The sequence below is a fragment of the Pantoea sp. GABEPS69 genome (assembly GCF_045780835.1).
GTDB lineage: Bacteria > Pseudomonadota > Gammaproteobacteria > Enterobacterales > Enterobacteriaceae > Pantoea > Pantoea septica.
On sequence record NZ_CP118618.1, the window covers coordinates 1 to 21,232 of the forward strand.

Here is a 21,232-nt window from a genome sequence, read left to right on the forward strand (position 1 = left end):
GTGTCACTTACGCTCTGGCAACAGTGTCTTGCCCGTTTGCAGGATGAGCTTCCTGCCACCGAATTCAGCATGTGGATTCGACCGCTGCAGGCGGAGTTAAACGACAATACGCTGGCCTTGTATGCACCAAATCGGTTTGTGCTCGACTGGGTACGAGATAAATACATCAATAACATCAACGGGCTGCTGAACGAATTCTGCGGCGTAGACGTGCCTTTGCTGCGTTTCGAAGTCGGGACGCGTTCCGTGCAGCAGCAGCCTGCGGCAATGAGCCAGCCGGCGATGGCGAGCGTCAGCGCGCCCGCCCCGGTCGAGAGCCGTCCCGCGCCGGCGCAGATCCTGCGCCCAAGCTGGGACAACGTCCCGGCGCCGGCCGATGTGACCTACCGCTCCAATGTGAATAACCGCCACAACTTCGATAACTTCGTAGAGGGTAAATCCAACCAGCTGGCACGCGCGGCGGCGCGTCAGGTGGCGGACAATCCCGGCGGCGCCTATAACCCGCTCTTCCTTTATGGCGGCACCGGCCTGGGCAAAACCCACCTGCTGCACGCGGTCGGCAACGGCATCATCGCGCGCAAGCCGAATGCCAAAGTGGTCTATATGCACTCCGAGCGCTTTGTGCAGGATATGGTGAAGGCGCTGCAAAACAACGCCATTGAAGAGTTCAAGCGCTACTACCGCTCCGTCGACGCGCTGCTTATCGATGACATTCAGTTCTTCGCCAATAAAGAGCGCTCACAGGAGGAGTTTTTCCACACCTTCAACGCGCTGCTGGAAGGCAATCAGCAGATCATTTTGACCTCAGACCGTTATCCTAAAGAGATCAACGGCGTGGAAGATCGGCTGAAGTCGCGCTTCGGCTGGGGCCTGACGGTCGCCATCGAGCCGCCGGAGCTGGAAACGCGCGTGGCGATTCTGATGAAAAAAGCGGATGAGAACGATATTCGTCTGCCGGGCGAGGTCGCCTTTTTTATCGCCAAACGCCTGCGCTCCAACGTGCGTGAGCTGGAAGGGGCGCTGAACCGCGTGATCGCCAACGCTAACTTTACCGGCCGCGCCATCACTATCGATTTTGTGCGCGAAGCGCTGCGCGATCTGCTGGCGCTGCAGGAAAAGCTGGTCACCATCGACAATATTCAGAAGACGGTGGCCGAGTATTACAAAATTAAGGTCGCGGATCTGCTGTCCAAGCGCCGTTCGCGCTCGGTCGCGCGCCCACGCCAGATGGCGATGGCGATGGCGAAAGAGTTAACGAACCATAGTCTGCCGGAGATCGGCGACGCGTTCGGCGGCCGCGACCATACCACGGTGCTTCACGCCTGCCGTAAAATCGAGCAGCTGCGCGAAGAGAGCCACGACATAAAAGAAGATTTCTCTAATCTCATCCGAACTTTATCCTCCTGACGCTATGAAATTTATTGTTGAACGTGAGCAGTTGCTAAAGCCGCTGCAGCAAGTCAGCGGCCCGTTAGGCGGGCGCCCGACGCTGCCGATCCTGGGAAATCTGCTGATGCAGGTCAACGACGGCACGCTGTTGCTGACCGGCACCGATCTGGAAATGGAGATGGTGGCGCGCGTCGCGCTGACCCAGCCGCACGAGCCGGGCGCCACCACCGTCCCGGCGCGTAAATTCCTCGACATCTGTCGCGGACTGCCCGAAGGCGCGGAGATTAACGTCACGCTGGAAGGCGAACGCATGCTGGTGCGCTCCGGGCGCAGCCGCTTTTCGCTCTCGACCCTGCCGGCCAGCGACTTTCCTAATCTGGACGACTGGCAGAGCGAAGTGGAGTTTACGCTGCCGCAGGCGACGCTGAAGCGTCTGATCGAGGCGACGCAGTTCTCGATGGCCCATCAGGACGTGCGCTACTACCTCAACGGCATGCTGTTTGAGACCGAAGGCGAAGAGCTGCGCACCGTCGCCACCGACGGCCACCGTCTGGCGGTCTGCTCGATGCCGATTGGTCAGGCGCTGCCGAACCATTCGGTGATCGTGCCGCGTAAAGGGGTCATTGAGCTGGTGCGTCTGCTGGACGGCGGCGAAACGCCGCTGCAGCTGCAGATCGGCAGCAGCAATATCCGCGCGCACGTCGGCGACTTTATCTTTACGTCGAAGCTGGTGGACGGTCGCTTCCCCGACTATCGCCGCGTCCTGCCGAAAAATCCGGACAAATCGCTGGAAGCGGGCTGCGATATTCTCAAGCAGGCCTTCGCGCGCGCCGCTATTCTCTCGAATGAGAAATTCCGCGGCGTTCGCCTCTATATCACCGAGAATCAGCTGAAAATCACCGCTAACAACCCTGAACAAGAAGAGGCGGAAGAGATGCTGGACGTGACCTATGGCGGCAGCGAGCTGGAGATCGGCTTTAACGTTAGCTACGTGCTGGACGTGCTGAACGCGCTGAAGTGCGAGAATGTGCGTCTGCTGCTGACCGATTCGGTGTCGAGCGTGCAGATAGAAGATCTCGCCAGCCCGGCAGCCGCCTACGTCGTGATGCCCATGCGCTTGTAGAATATATCGGCCTGGCTTACTTGCTACTTTACGTCCGGGCAGTGCTCGTCCCTGGTCGCATACTTCAGTATGCTCCCAGGACCTGCGCGCTGGCCGGACGCAAATTAGCGGCGACGCCGACGGCCTGGTGATGGTGAGGCTGTCGGCGTCGCCGTTTACGGTCTGGATCGCCTAATAGCGACACTTCTTAAATGCCTTCACGCTGGACTGATTCATGGCTTTAACCCGCCTCCTTATCAAAGACTTTCGTAATATCGAGCAGGCCGATCTGGCGCTGGCGCCGGGATTTAATTTCCTGGTCGGCGCGAACGGCAGCGGCAAAACCAGCGTGCTGGAGGCGATCTACACGCTTGGTCATGGCCGCGCGTTTCGCAGCCTGCAGGCGGGGCGCGTGATCCGCCACGACGAAGCCGCCTTTGTGCTGCACGGCCGCATTGAGGGCAGCGAGCGGGAGATTTCGGTCGGTCTGACCAAAAACCGCGCGGGCGACAGCAAGGTGCGTATCGACGGCAGCGACGGCCATAAAGTCGCAGAGCTGGCGCAGCTGCTGCCGATGCAGTTAATTACCCCCGAGGGGTTTACTTTGCTCAACGGCGGCCCCAAATACCGTAGAGCCTATGTCGACTGGGGCTGTTTTCACAACACGCCCGGTTTCTTCAACGCCTGGAGCAATTTGCGGCGCCTGCTGAAGCAGCGCAACGCCGCGCTGCGCCAGGTCACGCGCTACAGCCAAATCCGCGCCTGGGATCAGGAGCTGGTGCCGCTGGCGGAACAGATCAGCCAGTGGCGCGCGGAATACAGCGAAGCCATTTCGGCGGAGATCGTCGCCACCTGCGGGCAGTTTTTGCCGGAGTTCGCGCTGAATTTCTCTTTCCAGCGCGGCTGGGATAAAGAGAGCGCCTACGGCGATCTGCTGGAGCGCAATTTCGAGCGCGACCGCGCGCTGACCTACACCGCCAGCGGCCCGCATAAAGCGGATTTCCGCATTCGCGCCGACGGCACGCCGGTCGAAGATCTGCTGTCGCGCGGCCAGTTAAAACTATTGATGTGTGCATTGCGTCTGGCGCAGGGCGAGTTCCTGACGCGCCAGAGCGGACGCCGCTGTCTTTACCTGATTGATGACTTCGCCTCCGAGCTGGACGACAGCCGTCGGCGCCTGCTGGCGCAACGACTGAAAGCCACGCAGGCTCAGGTGTTTGTCAGCGCTATCGCCACCGATCATGTCATCGATATGAGTGACGAAAAGGGCAAGATGTTCCGCGTGGAACAGGGTAAAATAGCGGTTCAACCTGAAGATTAAATGAGCGAGAAACGTTGATGTCGAATTCTTATGACTCCTCAAGTATCAAAGTTCTGAAAGGGCTGGATGCGGTACGCAAACGTCCGGGTATGTATATCGGCGATACGGATGACGGCACCGGTCTGCACCACATGGTATTCGAGGTCGTGGATAACGCAATCGACGAAGCGCTCGCCGGTCACTGTAGTGATATCGTCGTGACCATTCATGCCGATAATTCCGTTTCCGTTCAGGATGATGGCCGTGGCATTCCCACCGGCATTCACGAAGAAGAGGGCGTTTCCGCTGCCGAAGTGATCATGACCGTGCTGCACGCAGGCGGTAAGTTCGACGACAACTCCTATAAAGTGTCGGGCGGTCTGCACGGCGTGGGCGTCTCGGTCGTGAACGCCCTGTCGCAGAAGCTGGAGCTGACCATTCGTCGCGAAGGCAAAGTGCACCAGCAAACTTACGTGCACGGCGTGCCTGAGGCACCGCTGAACGTCACCGGCGAAACCGATCTGACCGGCACCCGCGTGCGTTTCTGGCCGAGCCACGAAACCTTCACCAACGTCGTTGAATTCGAATACGACATTCTGGCGAAGCGCCTGCGCGAACTCTCGTTCCTGAACTCCGGCGTATCAATTCGTCTGGAAGACAAGCGTGACGGCAAAGCCGATCACTTCCACTACGAAGGCGGCATTAAGGCGTTTGTCGAATACCTGAATAAGAACAAAACCCCTATCCATCCGAATGTGTTCTATTTCTCCACCGAGAAAGACGGCATTGGCGTGGAAGTGGCGCTGCAGTGGAATGACGGCTTCCAGGAGAACATCTACTGCTTCACCAACAACATTCCGCAGCGCGACGGCGGTACGCACCTCGCGGGCTTCCGCGCGGCGATGACGCGTACCCTGAACGCCTATATGGACAAAGAGGGCTACAGCAAGAAAGCGAAAGTCAGCGCCACCGGCGACGACGCCCGCGAAGGCCTGGTCGCCGTTGTATCGGTTAAAGTGCCGGATCCGAAGTTCTCTTCGCAGACCAAAGACAAGCTGGTCTCGTCCGAGGTGAAATCGGCGGTGGAACAGCAGATGAACGAACTGCTGAGCGAGTACCTGCTGGAAAACCCGAGCGACGCCAAAATTGTCGTCGGCAAGATCATTGACGCCGCCCGCGCCCGTGAAGCGGCCCGTCGCGCTCGCGAAATGACGCGTCGTAAGGGCGCGCTCGACCTGGCGGGTCTGCCGGGCAAGCTGGCGGATTGCCAGGAGCGCGATCCGGCGCTCTCTGAAATCTACCTGGTGGAGGGTGACTCCGCAGGCGGTTCGGCCAAACAGGGTCGTAACCGTAAGAACCAGGCGATTCTGCCGCTGAAGGGTAAAATCCTTAACGTAGAGAAAGCGCGTTTCGACAAGATGCTCTCTTCGCAGGAAGTGGCGACGCTGATCACCGCGCTGGGCTGCGGCATCGGCCGTGACGAATACAACCCGGACAAGCTGCGCTATCACAGCATCATCATCATGACCGATGCGGACGTCGACGGCTCGCACATCCGTACGCTGCTGTTGACCTTCTTCTATCGTCAGATGCCGGAAATCATCGAGCGCGGCCACGTCTATATCGCGCAGCCGCCGCTCTACAAGGTGAAGAAAGGCAAGCAGGAGCAGTACATCAAAGACGATGAAGCGATGGATCAGTATCAGATCGCCATCGCCCTGGACGGCGCGACGCTGCACACCAACGCCAGCGCGCCGGCGCTGGGCGGCGAGCCGCTGGAAAATCTGGTCGCGGAGTTCAACAGCACGCAGAAGATGATCAAGCGTATGGAACGCCGCTATCCGGTTGCGCTGCTGCGCGCGCTGGTTTATCACCCAACGCTGAGCGATCTGAGCAACGAGGCTGAGGTTCAGGCCTGGCTGGACGCGCTGGTGGCTTTCCTGGCCGAGCGCGAAACGCACGGTAGCAGCTATGTCGCTCAGGTACGCGAAAACCGCGAGCAGAACATCTTCGAACCGGTTCTGCGCGTGCGCACGCACGGCGTCGACACCGATTATACGCTGGACGCCGAGTTCGTTCAGGGACCGGAGTACCGTAAAATCAACGCGCTGGGCGAGAAGCTGCGCGGCCTGATTGAGGAAGACGCCTACATCGAGCGCGGCGAGCGCCGTCAGCCGGTCGACAGCTTTGAGCAGGCCATCGAATGGCTGGTGAAAGAGTCGCGTCGCGGTCTGTCGGTACAGCGTTACAAAGGTCTGGGCGAGATGAACGCCGAGCAGCTGTGGGAAACCACGATGGATCCGGACAGCCGTCGCATGCTGCGCGTCACCATCAAGGACGCTATCGCCGCCGATCAGCTCTTCACCACGCTGATGGGCGATGCGGTTGAGCCGCGCCGCGCCTTTATCGAAGAGAACGCCCTGAAAGCGGCGAATATCGATATTTAAGCCAACAGACGACGACTAAAGCTAAAGCGTGGGTGACTGGAACCGAAGAGCAAAGCGTCCTGCGACAAGGACAAAAACGCCGGGAGCGTTTTTGAACAACGCAGCGCGTTGGCCCGTTTACGGGCGCGCCTCAGGAAGAGGCGCGTATTTGCGCGGGCCGAGCGGTCAGGGATGACGAACAGCGACTTTGCGATCGGTTCCAGTCACCCACGCCGGCTCCAGCTTGCAAACCCTTCCCATCCGGAAGGGTTTTTTTATGCCTGAAATGCCGCGAAACTGGTCATAGTGAGCTGAATCGCGCTAGCATTTAAGCCAAACCCTGACTCAACGAGGAAGCTATGGCGATTAAACTGGTTGCAATTGATATGGACGGCACGCTGCTTAACCCGCAGCACGAGATCACCGCTGGCGTTAAATCGGCTATCGATCGCGCGCATAAAAAAGGCGTTGCCGTGGTGCTGGCGACCGGTCGTCCATACGTAGGGATCCAGCGCTACCTGATGGAGCTCGGCCTGGTCGACGACGGTCAGTACTGCATCAGCTACAACGGCGCGCTGGTGCAGCAGGCGAAAGATGGCGAGTGCGTGGCGGAAATCACGCTGGGTTTTGACGACTATCTCTACATTGAACAACTGTCGCGCGAGCTGGGCGTCCATTTCCAGGCGTTCGACAAATCCTCGCTCTATACGCCGAACAAAGATCTCAGCGAATACACCATTCATGAGGCGAGCCTGACCGGCATTCCAGTGCGCTATCGCGCCGTGGAAGAGATGGACCGCGCCACGCGTTTTCCCAAGCTGATGATGATCGACAAACCCGATCTGCTGGATAGTGCGATTCAGCGTCTGCCCGCCAAAGCGCAGCAGAACTACACCATTCTCAAGAGCGCGCCTTATTACCTGGAGATCCTCGATCGCCGCGTCAACAAAGGGCAGGGCGTTAAAATGCTGGCGGAGAAGCTGGGTCTGGCGCGCGACGAGGTGATGGCGATTGGCGATCAGGAGAACGACCTGGCGATGATCGAGTACGCCGGCACGGGCGTCGCGATGGGCAACGCTATCGACTCCGTTAAGCAGATAGCGCAGTTCGTCACCAAAACCAATATGGAAGATGGTGTCGCGCACGCTATCGAAGAGCTGGTGCTTTAACTCCCTTCTGGATGGCATTCCGCCGTCCAGCCTCACACTTTTTACTTTCAAGGCGGGCCAGCTGGCTCGCATTGTCTGTTTTGTGATCTCCATTGTAGTACAAATTTATTTATGAGTACTACAATCAGCCTCACTCTTATCAGTTGAAATCAATTCGCTAGTAAAGGTCGGTCGCGCAGCGTCGCAGCGCTGATGATCGAACGCAGCTGTACAGGCGATGCCCTGTCGCCACAGGCTGCGGCATAACAATTTAACACTTTAGAATCAAACGGTTAATTGCTGCTACGCTATCCGAACTGAGGATCTTGCGATGAACAACTCTCTTCACCTCAGCACCATTAAGAAAATGAACCTGCGCATCATGCCTTTTATCATGGTGCTTTATCTCATTGCCTATATCGACCGCGCCAATATCTCGGTCGCCGCGCTGCAAATGAACGCCGATCTGGCGATGACCGCCGAAATGTACGGCATTGCCGCCGGTATTTTCTATGTCACCTACATCATCTTCGAAGTGCCGAGCAACGTGCTGTTGACGCGCGTCGGCGCGCGGCGCTGGATCGCGCGCATCATGGTGAGCTGGGGCATTATCGCCGCGGGCATGAGCCTGGTGCAGACGCCGACGCAGCTCTACGTAATGCGCTTTTTGCTCGGCGCGGCGGAGGCGGGCTTTACGCCCGGCATTATTTTCTACCTGAGCTGCTGGTATCCGCGCAGCGACCGCGCGCGCGCCATGTCGCTGTTTTATATCGGCGCGGCGCTGGCGTCGGTGATCGGCCTGCCGCTCTCCGGCAGCCTGCTGAATCTGCACGGCATGCTGGGCGTCGAAGGCTGGCGCTGGCTCTTCCTGCTGGAAGGCATTCCGGCATTCGCGCTGGGCATCGTCACCTGGTTCTATCTCGACGACGCGCCAGCTAATGCGCGCTGGCTAACGGCGGAACAGCGCAGCTACCTGCAACAGACGCTGGCGCGCGACGAGCAGCACTCGGCGATACGCGATCATAACTGGCGCGTGGCGCTAAAAAGCCGGCGCGTCTGGATGCTCAGCCTGCTGTGGCTGTTGCAGGCTTTCGGTACCATCGGCATTACGCTGTTTCTGCCGATGATCGTTAAAGCGGTTGCGGCGGAGCGCAGCAACCTGACGGTTAGCCTGCTGTCGGCGGTGCCTTTTCTCTTCGCCTGCATTTTTATGTACCTTAATGGCCGCCATTCCGATCGCACCGGCGAGCGGGCGCGCCATCTCGGCTTGCCGCTGATGGCAGCGGGCCTGCTGCTGCTGGCGGCGCTGGCGGCGCCGCAACAGTGGATGGCTTATCTGCTGCTGGTGCTGATGGTCGGCCTGAACTGGGCCATCACGCCGGTATTCTGGGCGGTGACCACCGAAACGGTCTCCGGCGTAGCGGGCGCCGCGTCGGTGGCGCTGATTAATGCGGTGGCGAATATCGCCGGGCTGGCTTTTCCGCCGGTCATGGGACGCATCAAAGACGCGACCAACAGCTATAACGACGGCCTGCTGATCGTGGCAGGTGCGCTCATCCTTGGCGGCGCGCTCGGGCTGTTAGTTGGACGTAAACGGGCGATCGAGGGCGTTGCCGCGCCGCAGCCGAAATCGAAGCTGCATCTTTAACGCTTTTGGCGTAGCGTGTGGGGCAACATTTTTAGTCAGGTTGCCCTATGCGCGAAAAACAGATCACCTTTAACCCGCGGCATCACCAGCTGACCAACAGCAACGTCTGGACCGCCGACAGCCAGTGGCTGGCCTTCGACGTGCGTCCGTCGGGCGCCTCTTTTACCAGCGACACCATTGAGCGCGTCAATGTGCAGACCGGCGAGGTCGAGGTGCTCTATCGCGCGACCGACGGCGCGCATGTGGGCGTCGTAACCGTCAGTCCGGATTTGCCGCCGCGCTATCTCTGCATTCACGGCCCGGAACAGCCTGACGAGAGCTGGCACTACGATTTTCATCACCGGCGCGGCGTCATCGTGCAAAACGGCCGCGCGCAAAACCTCGACGCCTGCGACATCACCCCGCCCTTTACGCCCGGCGCGCTGCGCGGCGGCTCGCATGTGCATCTCTACAGTCCGGACGGCACACGCGTCAGCTTCACCTATAACGATCATGTGATGCACGAAAGAGACCCGAAAGAGGATCTGCGCAACGTCGGTATCGCGCTGCCGCTGCGCGCGGTCGCGCCGATCCAACAGCATCCGCGCGAATACAGCGGCAGCCACTTTTGCGTGTTGGTCAGCCGCACCACCGCAGCGCCGCGTCCGGGCAGCGACGAGATTAACCGCGCGTATGAAGAGGGCTGGATCGGCGCGCGCGGCTACCAGAAGCCGGACGGCAGCTGGCAGCGCTGGGCTATCGCCTTTATCGGCGACACGATCTCCGCCGCTGGCGAAAAGCAGCCGGAAGTTTTTGTTGTCGATCTGCCGGAGGCGCTGGAGGCGTACGCCATGCCGGGCGAGGAACCGCTGGAGGGGACGGAGAGCAGCCTGCCTGCGCCGCCTGCCGGCGTGCGACAGCGCCGGCTGACCTTTACGACGCGCGGGCTTGCCCAGCAGCCGCGCCACTGGCTGCGCAGCGCGCCAGACGGCAGCGACATCGCCTTTTTAATGGCGGACGAGCAGGATGTGGTGCAGCTCTGGACGGTGTCGCCCAACGGCGGCGCGGTGCGTCAGGTCACGCGGCTGGCGCATTCGGTGCAGTCGGCGTTTAGCTGGCATCCGCAGGGCACGGCCGTCGCCTTTATCAGCGACAATCAGGTGATGCGCTGCGATATCGAGAGCGGCGTCTGTCAGCCGCTCACCGAACGCAGCGAACAGCCGCCGAGCGGCGACGCGGTCGTCTGGTCGCCGGACGGGCGGCTGATCGCCTTTATGCGAGAGGTCGACGGCTGGCGGCAGCTCTTTACTGTGTCGGCGTAGCTAAAGGATAAGGCGCGGCCTGCGCCAGATTCTCCTGCGTGTGGTTCAGCTTTTCGCTCTGAAGAATGCGCTCACGCGGGGAGTCGATTGATTTGTCGTCGTCGCTGCGCGCGTAGTCCCACGGCAGCAGCAGCGTATCCAGTACGGCGGAAAAGGGCAGATCGATCAGCGCCAGCGGCTTAAGCGCCCAGCTGCTGTTATCGTCCACCAGGATATCGGCGCTGGCGCGCGTGCCCGGATAGTAGCCCTGATTCGGGCCGGTATGCGACATAACGCTGGAACATCCTGCAAGCGTAAAGGTGCAGCAGGCCAGCGCGCCTGCCAGAGGAAATGCCTTCAATAATTTCATCTTCATCATCCCTTCAACTGTGGCGACCGCCCCGGCTGAGTTAGCTTGTCCGCTTACGTCCTCACTCTACGGCGAGGTGCGCTATGTCAGACGAAAGGTCTCCTGAGTGTATGCCACTTCAGCTGATTGGCGAAAAAAATTGCGTTTCGCCTCTTGAAACCGGTCTGAGCATACCCATTTTTAAGCTACGGACGCGCTCGGACATCGGGGCGCCGCACAACCTGTCCATGGTGGAAGGTTGCCAAAACTTGCTGAATATCAGGAGTCATTCCATGCGTAATTTTGATCTTGCTCCACTTTATCGCTCTGCTATCGGTTTCGATCGCCTGTTTAACCTGCTGGAGTCCAACCAGAACCAGAGCAATGGCGGCTATCCTCCGTATAACGTCGAACTGGTCAGCGAAAACCACTATCGCATCACCATCGCGGTGGCGGGCTTTGCCCAGAACGAACTGGATATTACCGCTCACGATAACGTCCTGATCGTGCGTGGCGCGCATCCTGAAGAGCAGACCGAACGCAAATATCTCTACCAGGGTATTGCCGAACGCAACTTCGAGCGCAAATTCCAGCTGGCCGACCACATTGTGGTACGTGACGCGCGACTGGAAAATGGCCTGTTGAGCATCGATCTGGAACGCATCGTCCCTGAAGAGGCGAAACCGCGCCGGATTGAAATTCTGAACTAATCAGAATCAACGAGAAAAAAACGCCGCCTTCGCGGCGTTTTTTTATGTCTGAGCCGCACGCCGCACCGTTAAGGATGCGTGCGCATCGCCAGGCGCTGGCTCACCAGGCCGCCGAAGACATTCACCAGCAGGCCGAAGATAATCACCGCCGCGCCCAGCATCTGCTGCGACGAGAGGCGCTCCCCCAGCACCAGCGCGGCGCTGAGAATGCCGATCACCGGCACCAGCAGCGACAGCGGCGCGATGCGCCAGGTTTCATAGCGGCTAAGCAGGTTGCCCCAGATGGCGTAGCCGACGATGGTGGCGATAAAGGCGAGATAGATCAGCGCCAGCACCGTTTGTAGCGAGATGTGCGTCAGGCTGAAAACAATCGCCTCTTCTCCTTCAAACAGCCAGGAACAGGCGAAGAAGGGCAGCACCGGCACCAGCGCGCTCCACACCACCAGCGACATCACCGGCACCTTGCGATTGCGCAGAATGATCTTGTTGGTGATATTGCCCAGCCCCCACGACAGCGCCGCCGCCAGCGTCAGCATCATGGTCGTCAGCGTAATGCCTGCGGCCGACTGGCCCTCCATGCCCGCCGTCGCCAGCATAAACATCCCCAGCGTGGCGATCAGCACGCCGGCGATATGGTTCCAGCGCAGCTTTTCCGCCAGCAGCAGCGCGCCCAGCAGCAGCGTGAAAAAGGCCTGCGCCTGCAGCACCAGCGAGGCGAGCCCGGCGGGCATGCCAAGCTTGATGGCGAGAAACAGAAAGGCGAACTGGCCAAAGCTGATGGTCATGCCGTAGACCACCAGCCAGCGCAGCGGAATAGCGGGGCGAGAGACAAAAAAGATCGCCGGAAACGCCACCAGGGAAAAGCGCAGTCCCGCCAGCAAGAAGGGCGGCATGCCCTGCAAGCCGAGCTTGATCACCACGAAATTAACGCCCCACGCCACCACGACGCAGAGCGCCAGCAACATATCTTTGACTGACATAACCTTTCCTCTGCCGTCAGGCGCTAACCGCCACGGGCGTGGCGATATCGGCATAACAGGCTTCGCCTACGATACGGCGATAGTCCTCTGCGTTAAGAGCGATCGATTTTTCCAGCGCGCCGGCGTTGAACCACAGCGTGCCGACGTCGCGCAGGCGCGCATCGACGCGCAGCGCCAGCCGGTCATCAAAACTAAACGGCGGCACCGCGCCCATCACGCACTCGGTCAGCGACTGCGCCATCTCGGGCGCGGCGAAGCTCGACTTTTTGCCGCCGATGGCGCGCGCGGCGCTTTTAAAATTGATTTTGCAGTCGCCCGGCACGATCGCCAGCAGAAAGCGCGATTCGGCGCCGTCCGGCATCGCCACCTCCAGCACCATCGCCTTCGCCGCCTGGTTAAGCGCATTGCCGCGCAGCGCGCTGATGGCGTCGGTCTGGCCGATGGCCTCGTGTTCTACCACGCGATAGTCCGCGTCGTGCCGATCCAGCAGTTCGGTAATCTTTGCAAATGTCGTCATCTCTTCTCCTCGTCTTGCAAGGCTGCGCGCAGGGCGTCAGCTCCACGCAATCGCGTGTTTCATTTTTTTGTCGGTCAGGCCAAAAAAGAAGCCCATCGTGATGCGGGTATCGCCTTCGACCCGATCGATCTCGTGGTAAAAGGCGGGATTAAACAGGTAGATATCGCCGCTGCGCGGCGCGAACTCGCAGGTTTCGCTCTGCATCACCACGCCGCTCTGGTAGCCGAGCTCGCCTGGCGTTTTGAAACGCTCATCGTCGGGCGACCATTTTTTGTTGAAAATGCGCAGCCCGCCGCCCGCGTTGCACTCCTGCAGGCAGACCACGCAGCTCAGCTGATGCAGGATCTGCGTCACCGCCAGGCCGGTTCCGGCCGCGTCGCGGACGATATTGTCGTTGTGCAGCGGATTGGCGACCCCATCGGCATGAAAACGCACGATGGAACCGGCGTAGTCGCCCAGCCCTGGCTCATGGGCGGTTTGCAGGCTCTCCAGCTTTAGCGCGTGGCGCACCCACTCATAGATCTGCAGGCGCAGCGCCGCGAGCGACGGCGGCAGCGATGACGCGATGTCGCGCCATTCGGTAAAGTAGTTTTCCGGCGCGGCGGTATGTTTCGCCAGGTAGGGCCCGAGCGTGGTGAGCGCGCCGTTGGGATAGTGCGACACGCGGATCTGCTCGCGGCAGCGCTGCAAATCGGTCACCACCTCCTGGCGATCTTCATCGGTGAGGAAGTTGCGCAGCACCAGCAGCGGTACGCGCGCCGTGACGATATCGTCCAGCCAGGTGCGCTCTACATACATGTTGGGATTGATCACGCGTATCTGATTAAAAATGGCCATGATGTTTACTCCCCCAAAGGAATTTCGCGTAGTTCATGGTTAGCCATGCGTCGCCAGCTGGCGGCGTCGCCCAGGGTTGGAACAGGTTCAGACGAAATGTACGTGCAGCGCTCCTGCTGCAAAACGTGCAGCGTAAAGTAGTGCGGATAGGGCGTATCCTGCGGGTGCCACTGCCAGGCCCATGCCCGGTCGCGCGTGACAAAAATCGCGTTGCCCGCGCTGCCGCCCGGCTCGACCTGCGCCAGCTTGTCGCGCAGGTAGTCGCGCGTGAAGTCGGCTGGCGTGACGCGATCCACCAGATATTCCAGGTACTCCGCCGAGTCGAAGCGAGAGGCCGCCATGCCGAGACGGGCGTAGACCTTCGGCATAAAACCGTTATGCATCATGTACCAGCGCGTGCCTGCACTGTCGCGCAGCAGCGGATGGGCGAACTCCAGCCCCTGGTTTTTACTCAGCGTGGCGTGGCGTACATGCACCGCCAGAAAGCGACCTTTGATGCGTTCGACATCGATATCGGGCAGCGCGTCGGCAAAGGGACCACTGCCGCGCAGCGTGCGGATCTCGCCCGCCTCCAGCCACAAACATCCCCAGCCGTTCGGATGTTCTTTTATCGGGCCGTCATGGCAGGCGGTTTCCCCGCAGCTCATGGCGCGCGCCGCCTCCAGCACCTGCGCCGCGTCGAATTCGCCCTGCGCCAGAATCATTCTGCACACAATAAATTTCCTTCTGAGAGGCGAGATGCGGTGCGCACCACGCTGTTAAAAACGGCCAGAATGTCGTCGCGACCGCCAGCCGACAGGCGCAGCGTGCCGAGTATGCCCGCATGGCGCGTCAGATCGGCATAAAGCGACGAGCGCCGCGACACCTGTAAGCCGGCAAAGGTCAGCGGCGGCAGCAGCGCCCCCTGACGATGTTCGGCAATCCAGCTTTCCGCCTGGCGCAGCTGGGCTGGCTGGCGCAGACGTAGCTGGCCGACGGCGCGCGACGGCGCGGCGAAGCGCAGCGCAGGCATTTCGCCGCCGGCTTCAAGCCGAAACGCGACGGCTACCCAGTCGATGCCGGTCGCCTCTTCGACCAGGCTGGCCACGCCCATGCCGGAAAGGCGAAAGCCCATTTCAAGAAAGTGCGGCACGCCATCCACCACGATAAAATCGATATGAAAGGCGCCGAGCCGGTAGCCGAAGGTTTCGCAGCAGAACTTCATCAGGCTGGCGAACGCGGGCGGCAGCGTCTCGGCGGCGACGGCGACGTGGCCGGATTCGTAAAAACTGACGCCGCCCTGGGCGTCGCGATGTTGTTCGATCACCTTCTGGCAGCAGGTCAGGGCGTGCGGATGACCCTCATGCACCACGCCCTGCAGCGAATATTCGTCGCCGTCCAGCCAGCTTTCGACGATAAACCCGCTAAAGCTGCGGCCGCCGTAGTTCACGGTCTCTTCCAGCATTTGCACCACGCCCGCCAGCCGTTCGGGCGCCTCCACCAGCCATATGCCCAGGCCGCCGCCGCTGTCCACCGGCTTGATCACGCAGGGATAGATCAGCGCCTGATGGGCGTCGAGAATGCTGAGCGGCGAGGCGAAAAAACGAAACTCCGGCTGTGGAAAACGTGGCCAGGCTTTTTTCAGCGCCATCCGCTGGGCATACTTATCCAGCGGGATAAAGGTGCGCGGCGCATCGGGTCCAGCCAGTATTTCCCGCACCCGGCCGGCGCTGGCGTTGTAGGCTTCAAACCCGGCCAGCACCACGCGCGGATGCTCCAGCAGCCCGGCGTGCAGGCAGGCTTGCAGCACTTCCCAGGGATTTTCCGGCCGATCCAGGCGAACGATCAGGTCAAACGGCAGCGTCAGGCTGAGCGACTGGTAGTCGACGAAATCGCTCATCTCCGCCAGTACGGTAAAGTAGCCGTCGCGCTTCGCCACCTCGCAGTAGGGGTTCTGGCCGTCGCGCGTTGCGCCTATTTGCAGAAAAATTTTTCTCATCGCTTCGCCTTACCGGGATCAGCGCCCGGAGATCACTTCGGTCACGGTATCCTGCAGGACGCCGTGGTTTACCTGAATCACCGCCTTATGCGGATCGAAGCGCAGCACGCGCGACAGCGGATCGGCGCTTTTGCCCTCCAGCAGCGAACTCACCTGACGGCTTTGCCAGCAGTGGCGCAGCTGATCGATATCCAGCCCGGAAAGCTGACCGAGCTGCTGCGCCAGCGCCGCGTCGTCGCGCTCGCCGGCGAGCAGCTGTCGAATCGCCGCTTCATCCAGCCCGATCCGCTGCTGCGTCAGCCAGCTGTGCAGCTGGCTGCCCTGGGCGATAAAGGGCGAATAGATCATGCAAATCAGCTGGGTTTCGTCGAGGCCGAACGCCTCGGCGGCGAAGCGCGCCGCGCGCTGGCGCTGCTGTTCGATAGCGGCTTCGTCCTGATAGCGCGCCGCCATCTCGGCGATCAGCTGAGGCGGAAAATCTTTTTGCTTCATCAGCCCCAGCGCAAAGCGGACATATTCGCGGATGCCTTCTACGTAGCTGCGCTGCAGCAGGGTTTCCGCGCGCAGGCCGCGAATGTGCGCCATCAGCGTCGGGTTGCCGCAGTCCGATTCGGAAAAGCTGAACATCAGCGGATCGAAGCGGAAACGCATAAAGTCGTTGAGCAGCGCCCAGTGCGCGCCGGCTTCGTAGGCGGTGTCCTGATAAATATTGAAGAACAGCGGATCGCGCGTCAGCTGATGCATGATGCGGCGTGCGGGCGTGACCGCCGCCTCGCCGTGGATAGCGGCCGAGTAGCGATGCGCCACGCCGTCGAGCGTCTGCAAAAAGCCGCGAAAGCCTCGATCTTTCTCCGCCGTCGGCGCGTCGAACAGGCGCGAAAGATGCCGCGCCCAGGCGACATAGGCGGTCTGCTCCTGCGGCGAATCGCCGGTGATAATCATGTCCACGCCGCCGTTATAGTGCGCCGCCAGGCCGAACGAGTTAACCATGCTGAGGTTGCAGGCGTTGCAGAAGGTCGAGCGCGCGTCGGCGCGAAAGCGGTGGCCGTTCATCAGCACGTCGCTGCGGTTTTGCTGGCGCACCGACTCGGGCAGGGGAAGATGACGTTCGAAAGGGCGGATCTGCTGGCCGTCGACAATCAGGCTTTCTACGAAGGCGTCATGGTGAATAGCCAGCGCGCGGTAAACGCGGTCGATATTCTCCATCACGCTGTCGCTCATGGCGGCGTGGCGGTTGGTGCTGATGCGCAGCAGAAAGGTGTCGCCGCGCTGCCGCCAGATTACCCCCTGAATGTAACGCACATAGGCCACCATATAGCTGCTGTCTTTGCCGCCGCCGTAGGCGAGCAGAACGCGGTTGCGCGACAGTTGCTCGCTATCCGGCAGCGCGGCAAGCAGACGATGAGAGCACCGTTTAGCGGAATCGATGATTGCCGGCGTCAGATAGCCTTCGATTTCTCTCATCATGGCGGACAGATTATTCATTTTTCGCGTTTTCCTTTGGCTGATAAATTCGTTTAAATGCATGGAACCTACTGATTCCATGAAAAACAGGCCATTAAGCGGTGTAGCAATGAATGCCGGAACGAAGGCAGACGACAGGGCGCCGGACGCAGAAAGCGGAGCGGCCGCGCGTCATAAATAATTAAGAGATGCAGCCTAAAGTACTTTGAATGTACTCTCTTGAATACGCACAGATCAGTACGATATGGGGTGGAACAGATGCCCGGTGAAACGGACGAGCAGGAGAGTCAGAGCAGTCGTTACCGCCAGATAGCCGAACAGATTAAGCAGGCTATCCGCAGCGGATCGCTGCTGCCCGACAGCCGGTTGCCCTCGGTGCGCACGCTGGCGACGCAGTACAGCGTCAGCCTGACCACCGCGCTGAAAACGCTGCGCACGCTGGAGGATGAGCGCTTTGCGGTGGCGAAGCCGAAATCGGGCTTTTTCGTCGCGCCGCGTCTGGCGAATAAAGAGGCGGGGCCGACGCCGCTGGCGCAGCCGCGGCTGGTGGCGCCGCTGGATGAACAGACGGAGATGCACCTGGCGATCCTCGGCTCGGAGTGTCGCGTTCGTCTTGACCTGGCGAACGGCGACAGCTCGCTCTATCCGGTGAAAAAGATCGGGCTGCTGATGCGTCAGATGGGATACAGCAAACCGGCGCTGTTGGGCAACACCGTTAAAGGCACCGGCTATCTGCCGCTGAAGCATGAAATCGCACGTCGGGCGGTGGAGTATGGCTGCACTATCAGCGCCGACGATATTCTCATCACCAACGGCTGTATCGAGGCGGTGTCGCTGTCGCTGCGCGCCACGCTCAGGCCCGGCGACGTGGTCGCGGTGGAATCGCCCTGCTACTTCGTGCTGCTGCAGATGCTGTATAATCTCAACCTGCGCGTGATTGAGGTCGACGCCGGGCCGGAAGGCTATGTCGACGTCGAAAAGCTCACCGCGCTGTTCCGCCGCAGGGCAGTCCAGGCCTTTCTCACCATCGGCAACGTCAACAATCCCCTCGGCAAATCGATCCCCAACGAACAGAAGGCCTATATTGCCCGTCAGGCCGATGAGAATGACGTGGTGATCGTCGAAGACGATATTTTCGGCGATACCGCGTTCGGCGAGCGGCGGCCTTTTCCAATGCGCGCCTTTAGTCCCAACGCCATTCTGTGCAGCGGCTTTTCTAAAACCGTTGCGCCCGGCATCCGCATTGGCTGGGTGCACAGCGTCAACTACATGCGCAAGATCGCGTCGCTGAAATACACCTCGACCATGGGCACCTCGACGCTGTCGCAGGCGGCGATCGCCGAGCTGCTGCGCAGCGGCGGCTATGACGCCCATCTGCGTAAGCTGCGGCGCGAGCTGGCCGGACAGATTCAGCAGATGCGTCAGTCGCTGCTGCGCGAGTTTCCGGCGGGCACGCGCGTCTCGGATCCGGAAGGCGGTTATGTGCTGTGGGTCGAGATGCCGCACCGGGCGCTCAACGTGCGCGCGCTGTTTCTCAAAGCGCGCAACGCCGGCATCGGCATCGCGCCGGGCCATATTTTCGCCACCGACGATCGCTACGACCACTGTTTTCGGCTTAACGCCGGCTTCGGCTGGAATGAAGAGGTCGAGCAGGCAATCCGTCAGCTGGCGCAGTGGTGTCGGGAGTCGCTGCTGGAGGCGAAAGAGGAGTGAGCGCCGGTCAAACCGGCGCGCTTCTAAAACCGCGAATCAAAGCTGTTCCGCGAACGCCTTCTCAACCTCTTCCGCCAGAATCTGCACCGCGCGCTCAATGTTCTCGGCGTCCGGCACATAGTTCATGCGCATGCACTGGTGCGTGTGCGGCCACGCCTGCTCCAGGCCAGGGAAGAAAAAGTGGCCCGGTACCATCAGAACGCCGCGCGCCTTAAGCCGCTGGTAGAGCGCCTCGGTGCTGATCGGCAGATCGCGGAACCATAGCCAGAGGAAAATCGCGCCTTCCGGCTTATGTATCAGGCAGCGCTCCTCCGACAAATAGCGGCGAAGAATGGCGATGGTTTCAGTCACTTTGGCCTGATAGAAAGGTTTAATCACCGTTTCCGACAGCCGCAGCAGATCGCCGCGCTGGATCATCTCGGCGGCGATCGCCGGACCGATGCTGCCGGGCGCCAGGCTAATAATGCCGTTCATATTGCTGATGGCGCCGATAATCTTTTCGTCGGCGACGATAATGCCGCAGCGCGCGCCGGGCAGGCCGAGCTTCGACAGGCTCATGCAGAGAATAATATTGGGATTCCACAGCGGACGCGCGTCGCTGAAAATAATGCCGGGGAAAGGCACGCCGTAGGCGTTGTCGATCAGCAGCGGCACGTCGTGCTGCTGCGCCAGCGCGTCGAGCTGCATCAGTTCGTCGTCAGTCACCACGTTGCCGGTCGGGTTGGTAGGGCGCGACACGCAGATCAGGCCGATGTCGTCATGCATCGGCAGATGTTCGAAATCGACGTGATACTTAAACTGGCCTTCCGGCAGCAGCTCGATATTAGGCTTAGCGGAAACGAACAGCCCTTCGTCCAGTCCGGCATCGGCATAGCCCAGGTATTCTGGCGCCAGCGGAAAGAGCACGTGCTTTTTACTGCCGTCGGCGCGGCGACCCGCGAACAGGTTAAACAGATAGAAAAAAGCGCTCTGGCTGCCGTTGGTCAGGGCGATATTTTTTGCGGTCACCGGCCAGCCCAGCTCGCTGCTGAGCAGCGTCGCCAGCGCGTTCAGCAGCGTGGCCTTGCCGCGCGGGCCGTCATAGTTGCAGAGCGCTTCGCTCAGCTTGCCCTCGTCATGCATCTGCTGCAGCAGCTGTTGAAAATAGTCATTCATTGCCGGGATCTGCGCCGGATTGCCGCCGCCGAGCATAATGGTGCCGGGCGTGCGCAGTCCTGCGCCCATATCTTCCATCAGACGTGAAATGCCGGTGTGCTGAGTAAATTTGTCGCCGAACTGAGAAAAAGACATATATAGACGTTAAAAACATGTGACGAATGGGGAATCAACGATAACGCCCGCCAGCGGCAGGCGCAATGGGAAGGGCGGATTACTTGAGAATGTCTGGATTAACGCAGTTCTTTTCCACCTTGCCGGTCAGCGCGGCGATCAGGTTCTCCACCGCGTCCTGCGCCATGCCGTAGCGCGTCTCGTGCGTGGCGGATCCGATGTGCGGCAGCGCCACCACGTTAGGCAGCGAGAAGAGCGGCGATGCGGTCAGCGGCTCCTGCTCGAACACATCCAGGCCCGCCGCATGGATGGTGCCCTCTTTCAGCGCGGCGATCAGCGCCTCTTCGTCCACCACCGGACCGCGTCCGGCGTTGATCAGGATGGCGCTCGGCTTCATCAGCTTCAGCTGCGCCGCGCTAATCATATGGTGCGTCTGCTCGGTCAGCGGCAGGCTGATGCAGACAAAGTCGCTCTCTTTCAGCAGTGTTTCCAGATCGCAGCGCTGCGCGCTAAAGCGCGACTGCGCCTCTTCATGTTCGCGGCGCGCGTTGTAGAGCACCTTCATGCCGAAGCCGAGGTGCGCGCGCTGCGCCAGCGCCATGCCGATGCGGCCCATGCCGAGAATGCCGAGCGTCTTATGGTGCACGTCGATGCCGAATTTGTCCGGCCCGATGCTTTTGTTCCACTGGCCCGCTTTCACCCACGCGTCCAACTCGGTCACGCGGCGCGCGCTGCTCAGTACCAGCGCCATCATGGTGTCGGCCACCGTTTCGGTCAGCACCGTCGGCGTATGCATCAGCAGCACATGGCGCTGGTTGAGCGCCTCGACGTCGAAGTTGTCGTAACCTACCGATACGGTCGAACAGGCGCGCAGCTTCGGCATTTTCGCCAGCAGTTCGCCGTCGACCTTGCCGCCGGAGCCGATCAGCCCTTCGGCCTGCGCCAGCGCGTCAGCGTGCTGCTGCTGGCTTTCCGACGACAGATCTTTGATTTCGGTTACGCTGAAATGGGCGTCGAGCCGGGCGCGCAGATCGTCCGGCAGGCTTTTATACAGAATCACGGATGGTTTCATCGTTCGCTCCCTGTAAAACGTGTGACGGGCGACACGCAGGTCGCCCGGAG

The 21,232-nt window shown here is 60.5% G+C and carries 18 protein-coding genes; 9 read left to right on the forward strand and 9 right to left on the reverse strand.

Annotated features, from left to right (window positions below):
- The 7 genes from dnaA (at nucleotide 1) to PVE98_RS00035 (ending at nucleotide 10,314) form a co-directional block, all read left to right on the forward strand.
- The gene (gene dnaA / locus PVE98_RS00005; RefSeq protein WP_033755444.1) at nucleotides 1–1,407 is read left to right on the forward strand and encodes a chromosomal replication initiator protein DnaA; all 1,407 of its coding nucleotides are present in this window, start codon (nucleotides 1–3) and stop codon (nucleotides 1,405–1,407) included.
- Between the two features lie 4 nt (nucleotides 1,408–1,411).
- Nucleotides 1,412–2,512, forward strand: a complete 1,101-nt coding sequence (dnaN, locus tag PVE98_RS00010; protein WP_033755447.1) for a DNA polymerase III subunit beta — start codon at nucleotides 1,412–1,414, stop codon at nucleotides 2,510–2,512.
- Between the two features lie 214 nt (nucleotides 2,513–2,726).
- Nucleotides 2,727–3,812 (forward strand): DNA replication/repair protein RecF, encoded by a 1,086-nt coding sequence (gene recF, locus PVE98_RS00015; RefSeq protein WP_033793063.1) that lies wholly within the window; start codon nucleotides 2,727–2,729, stop codon nucleotides 3,810–3,812.
- A gap of 17 nt (nucleotides 3,813–3,829) precedes the next feature.
- On the forward strand, nucleotides 3,830–6,238 hold the full coding sequence (gyrB, locus tag PVE98_RS00020; RefSeq protein WP_033755452.1) for a DNA topoisomerase (ATP-hydrolyzing) subunit B: 2,409 nt from the start codon (nucleotides 3,830–3,832) through the stop codon (nucleotides 6,236–6,238).
- A gap of 338 nt (nucleotides 6,239–6,576) precedes the next feature.
- Nucleotides 6,577–7,386 (forward strand): sugar-phosphatase, encoded by an 810-nt coding sequence (gene yidA, locus PVE98_RS00025; RefSeq protein WP_033755453.1) that lies wholly within the window; start codon nucleotides 6,577–6,579, stop codon nucleotides 7,384–7,386.
- 310 nt (nucleotides 7,387–7,696) lie between these two features.
- Entirely contained in the window at nucleotides 7,697–9,013 is a 1,317-nt protein-coding gene (locus tag PVE98_RS00030) for an MFS transporter (RefSeq protein ID WP_033755454.1), read from the forward strand.
- Nucleotides 9,014–9,060: 47 nt separating this feature from the next.
- Complete coding sequence (locus PVE98_RS00035; RefSeq protein WP_096072278.1) at nucleotides 9,061–10,314, forward strand: DUF3748 domain-containing protein; 1,254 nt, start codon at nucleotides 9,061–9,063, stop codon at nucleotides 10,312–10,314.
- Here PVE98_RS00035 and PVE98_RS00040 read toward each other — a convergent pair.
- On the reverse strand, nucleotides 10,298–10,663 hold the full coding sequence (locus PVE98_RS00040; protein ID WP_096072277.1) for a YceK/YidQ family lipoprotein: 366 nt from the start codon (nucleotides 10,661–10,663) through the stop codon (nucleotides 10,298–10,300). The two genes, PVE98_RS00035 and PVE98_RS00040, sit on opposite strands and share 17 nt — an antisense overlap.
- Before the next feature lie 272 nt (nucleotides 10,664–10,935).
- On the opposite strand from PVE98_RS00040, the gene ibpA reads away from it, so the two are divergent.
- The gene (ibpA, locus tag PVE98_RS00045; protein WP_033755460.1) at nucleotides 10,936–11,352 is read left to right on the forward strand and encodes a small heat shock chaperone IbpA; all 417 of its coding nucleotides are present in this window, start codon (nucleotides 10,936–10,938) and stop codon (nucleotides 11,350–11,352) included.
- A gap of 68 nt (nucleotides 11,353–11,420) precedes the next feature.
- On the opposite strand, the gene PVE98_RS00050 is transcribed toward ibpA, so the two are convergent.
- The 6 genes from PVE98_RS00050 to PVE98_RS00075 are packed head-to-tail and all read right to left on the reverse strand — an operon-like array spanning nucleotide 11,421 to nucleotide 17,149.
- Nucleotides 11,421–12,332 carry an EamA family transporter gene (locus PVE98_RS00050; RefSeq protein ID WP_033755461.1) on the reverse strand — a complete coding sequence of 304 codons (912 nt, stop codon included), beginning with the start codon at nucleotides 12,330–12,332 and terminating at the stop codon, nucleotides 11,421–11,423.
- A 16-nt stretch (nucleotides 12,333–12,348) separates the two neighbouring features.
- Nucleotides 12,349–12,849 carry a YbaK/EbsC family protein gene (locus PVE98_RS00055; RefSeq protein WP_033755463.1) on the reverse strand — a complete coding sequence of 167 codons (501 nt, stop codon included), beginning with the start codon at nucleotides 12,847–12,849 and terminating at the stop codon, nucleotides 12,349–12,351.
- A gap of 36 nt (nucleotides 12,850–12,885) precedes the next feature.
- Nucleotides 12,886–13,686, reverse strand: coding sequence for a hypothetical protein (locus PVE98_RS00060; protein ID WP_033755466.1), 801 nt, complete (start codon nucleotides 13,684–13,686; stop codon nucleotides 12,886–12,888).
- Nucleotides 13,687–13,691: 5 nt separating this feature from the next.
- Nucleotides 13,692–14,390, reverse strand: a complete 699-nt coding sequence (locus PVE98_RS00065; protein ID WP_033755469.1) for a class II glutamine amidotransferase — start codon at nucleotides 14,388–14,390, stop codon at nucleotides 13,692–13,694.
- Complete coding sequence (locus PVE98_RS00070) at nucleotides 14,387–15,664, reverse strand: acetyl-CoA carboxylase biotin carboxylase subunit family protein (RefSeq protein WP_096072276.1); 1,278 nt, start codon at nucleotides 15,662–15,664, stop codon at nucleotides 14,387–14,389. Before PVE98_RS00070 ends, PVE98_RS00065 begins: the two co-directional genes overlap by 4 nt.
- A gap of 18 nt (nucleotides 15,665–15,682) precedes the next feature.
- Nucleotides 15,683–17,149 carry a hypothetical protein gene (locus PVE98_RS00075; protein ID WP_096072275.1) on the reverse strand — a complete coding sequence of 489 codons (1,467 nt, stop codon included), beginning with the start codon at nucleotides 17,147–17,149 and terminating at the stop codon, nucleotides 15,683–15,685.
- 237 nt (nucleotides 17,150–17,386) lie between these two features.
- On the opposite strand from PVE98_RS00075, the gene PVE98_RS00080 reads away from it, so the two are divergent.
- On the forward strand, nucleotides 17,387–18,841 hold the full coding sequence (locus tag PVE98_RS00080; protein ID WP_096072274.1) for a PLP-dependent aminotransferase family protein: 1,455 nt from the start codon (nucleotides 17,387–17,389) through the stop codon (nucleotides 18,839–18,841).
- 36 nt (nucleotides 18,842–18,877) lie between these two features.
- Here PVE98_RS00080 and PVE98_RS00085 read toward each other — a convergent pair whose 3' ends face one another.
- Both PVE98_RS00085 and ghrB read right to left on the reverse strand, forming a co-directional pair.
- Entirely contained in the window at nucleotides 18,878–20,131 is a 1,254-nt protein-coding gene (locus tag PVE98_RS00085; RefSeq protein ID WP_096072273.1) for a valine--pyruvate transaminase, read from the reverse strand.
- A gap of 79 nt (nucleotides 20,132–20,210) precedes the next feature.
- Nucleotides 20,211–21,182 (reverse strand): glyoxylate/hydroxypyruvate reductase GhrB, encoded by a 972-nt coding sequence (gene ghrB, locus PVE98_RS00090; protein WP_096072272.1) that lies wholly within the window; start codon nucleotides 21,180–21,182, stop codon nucleotides 20,211–20,213.
- Between the last annotated feature and the right edge of the window lie 50 nt (nucleotides 21,183–21,232).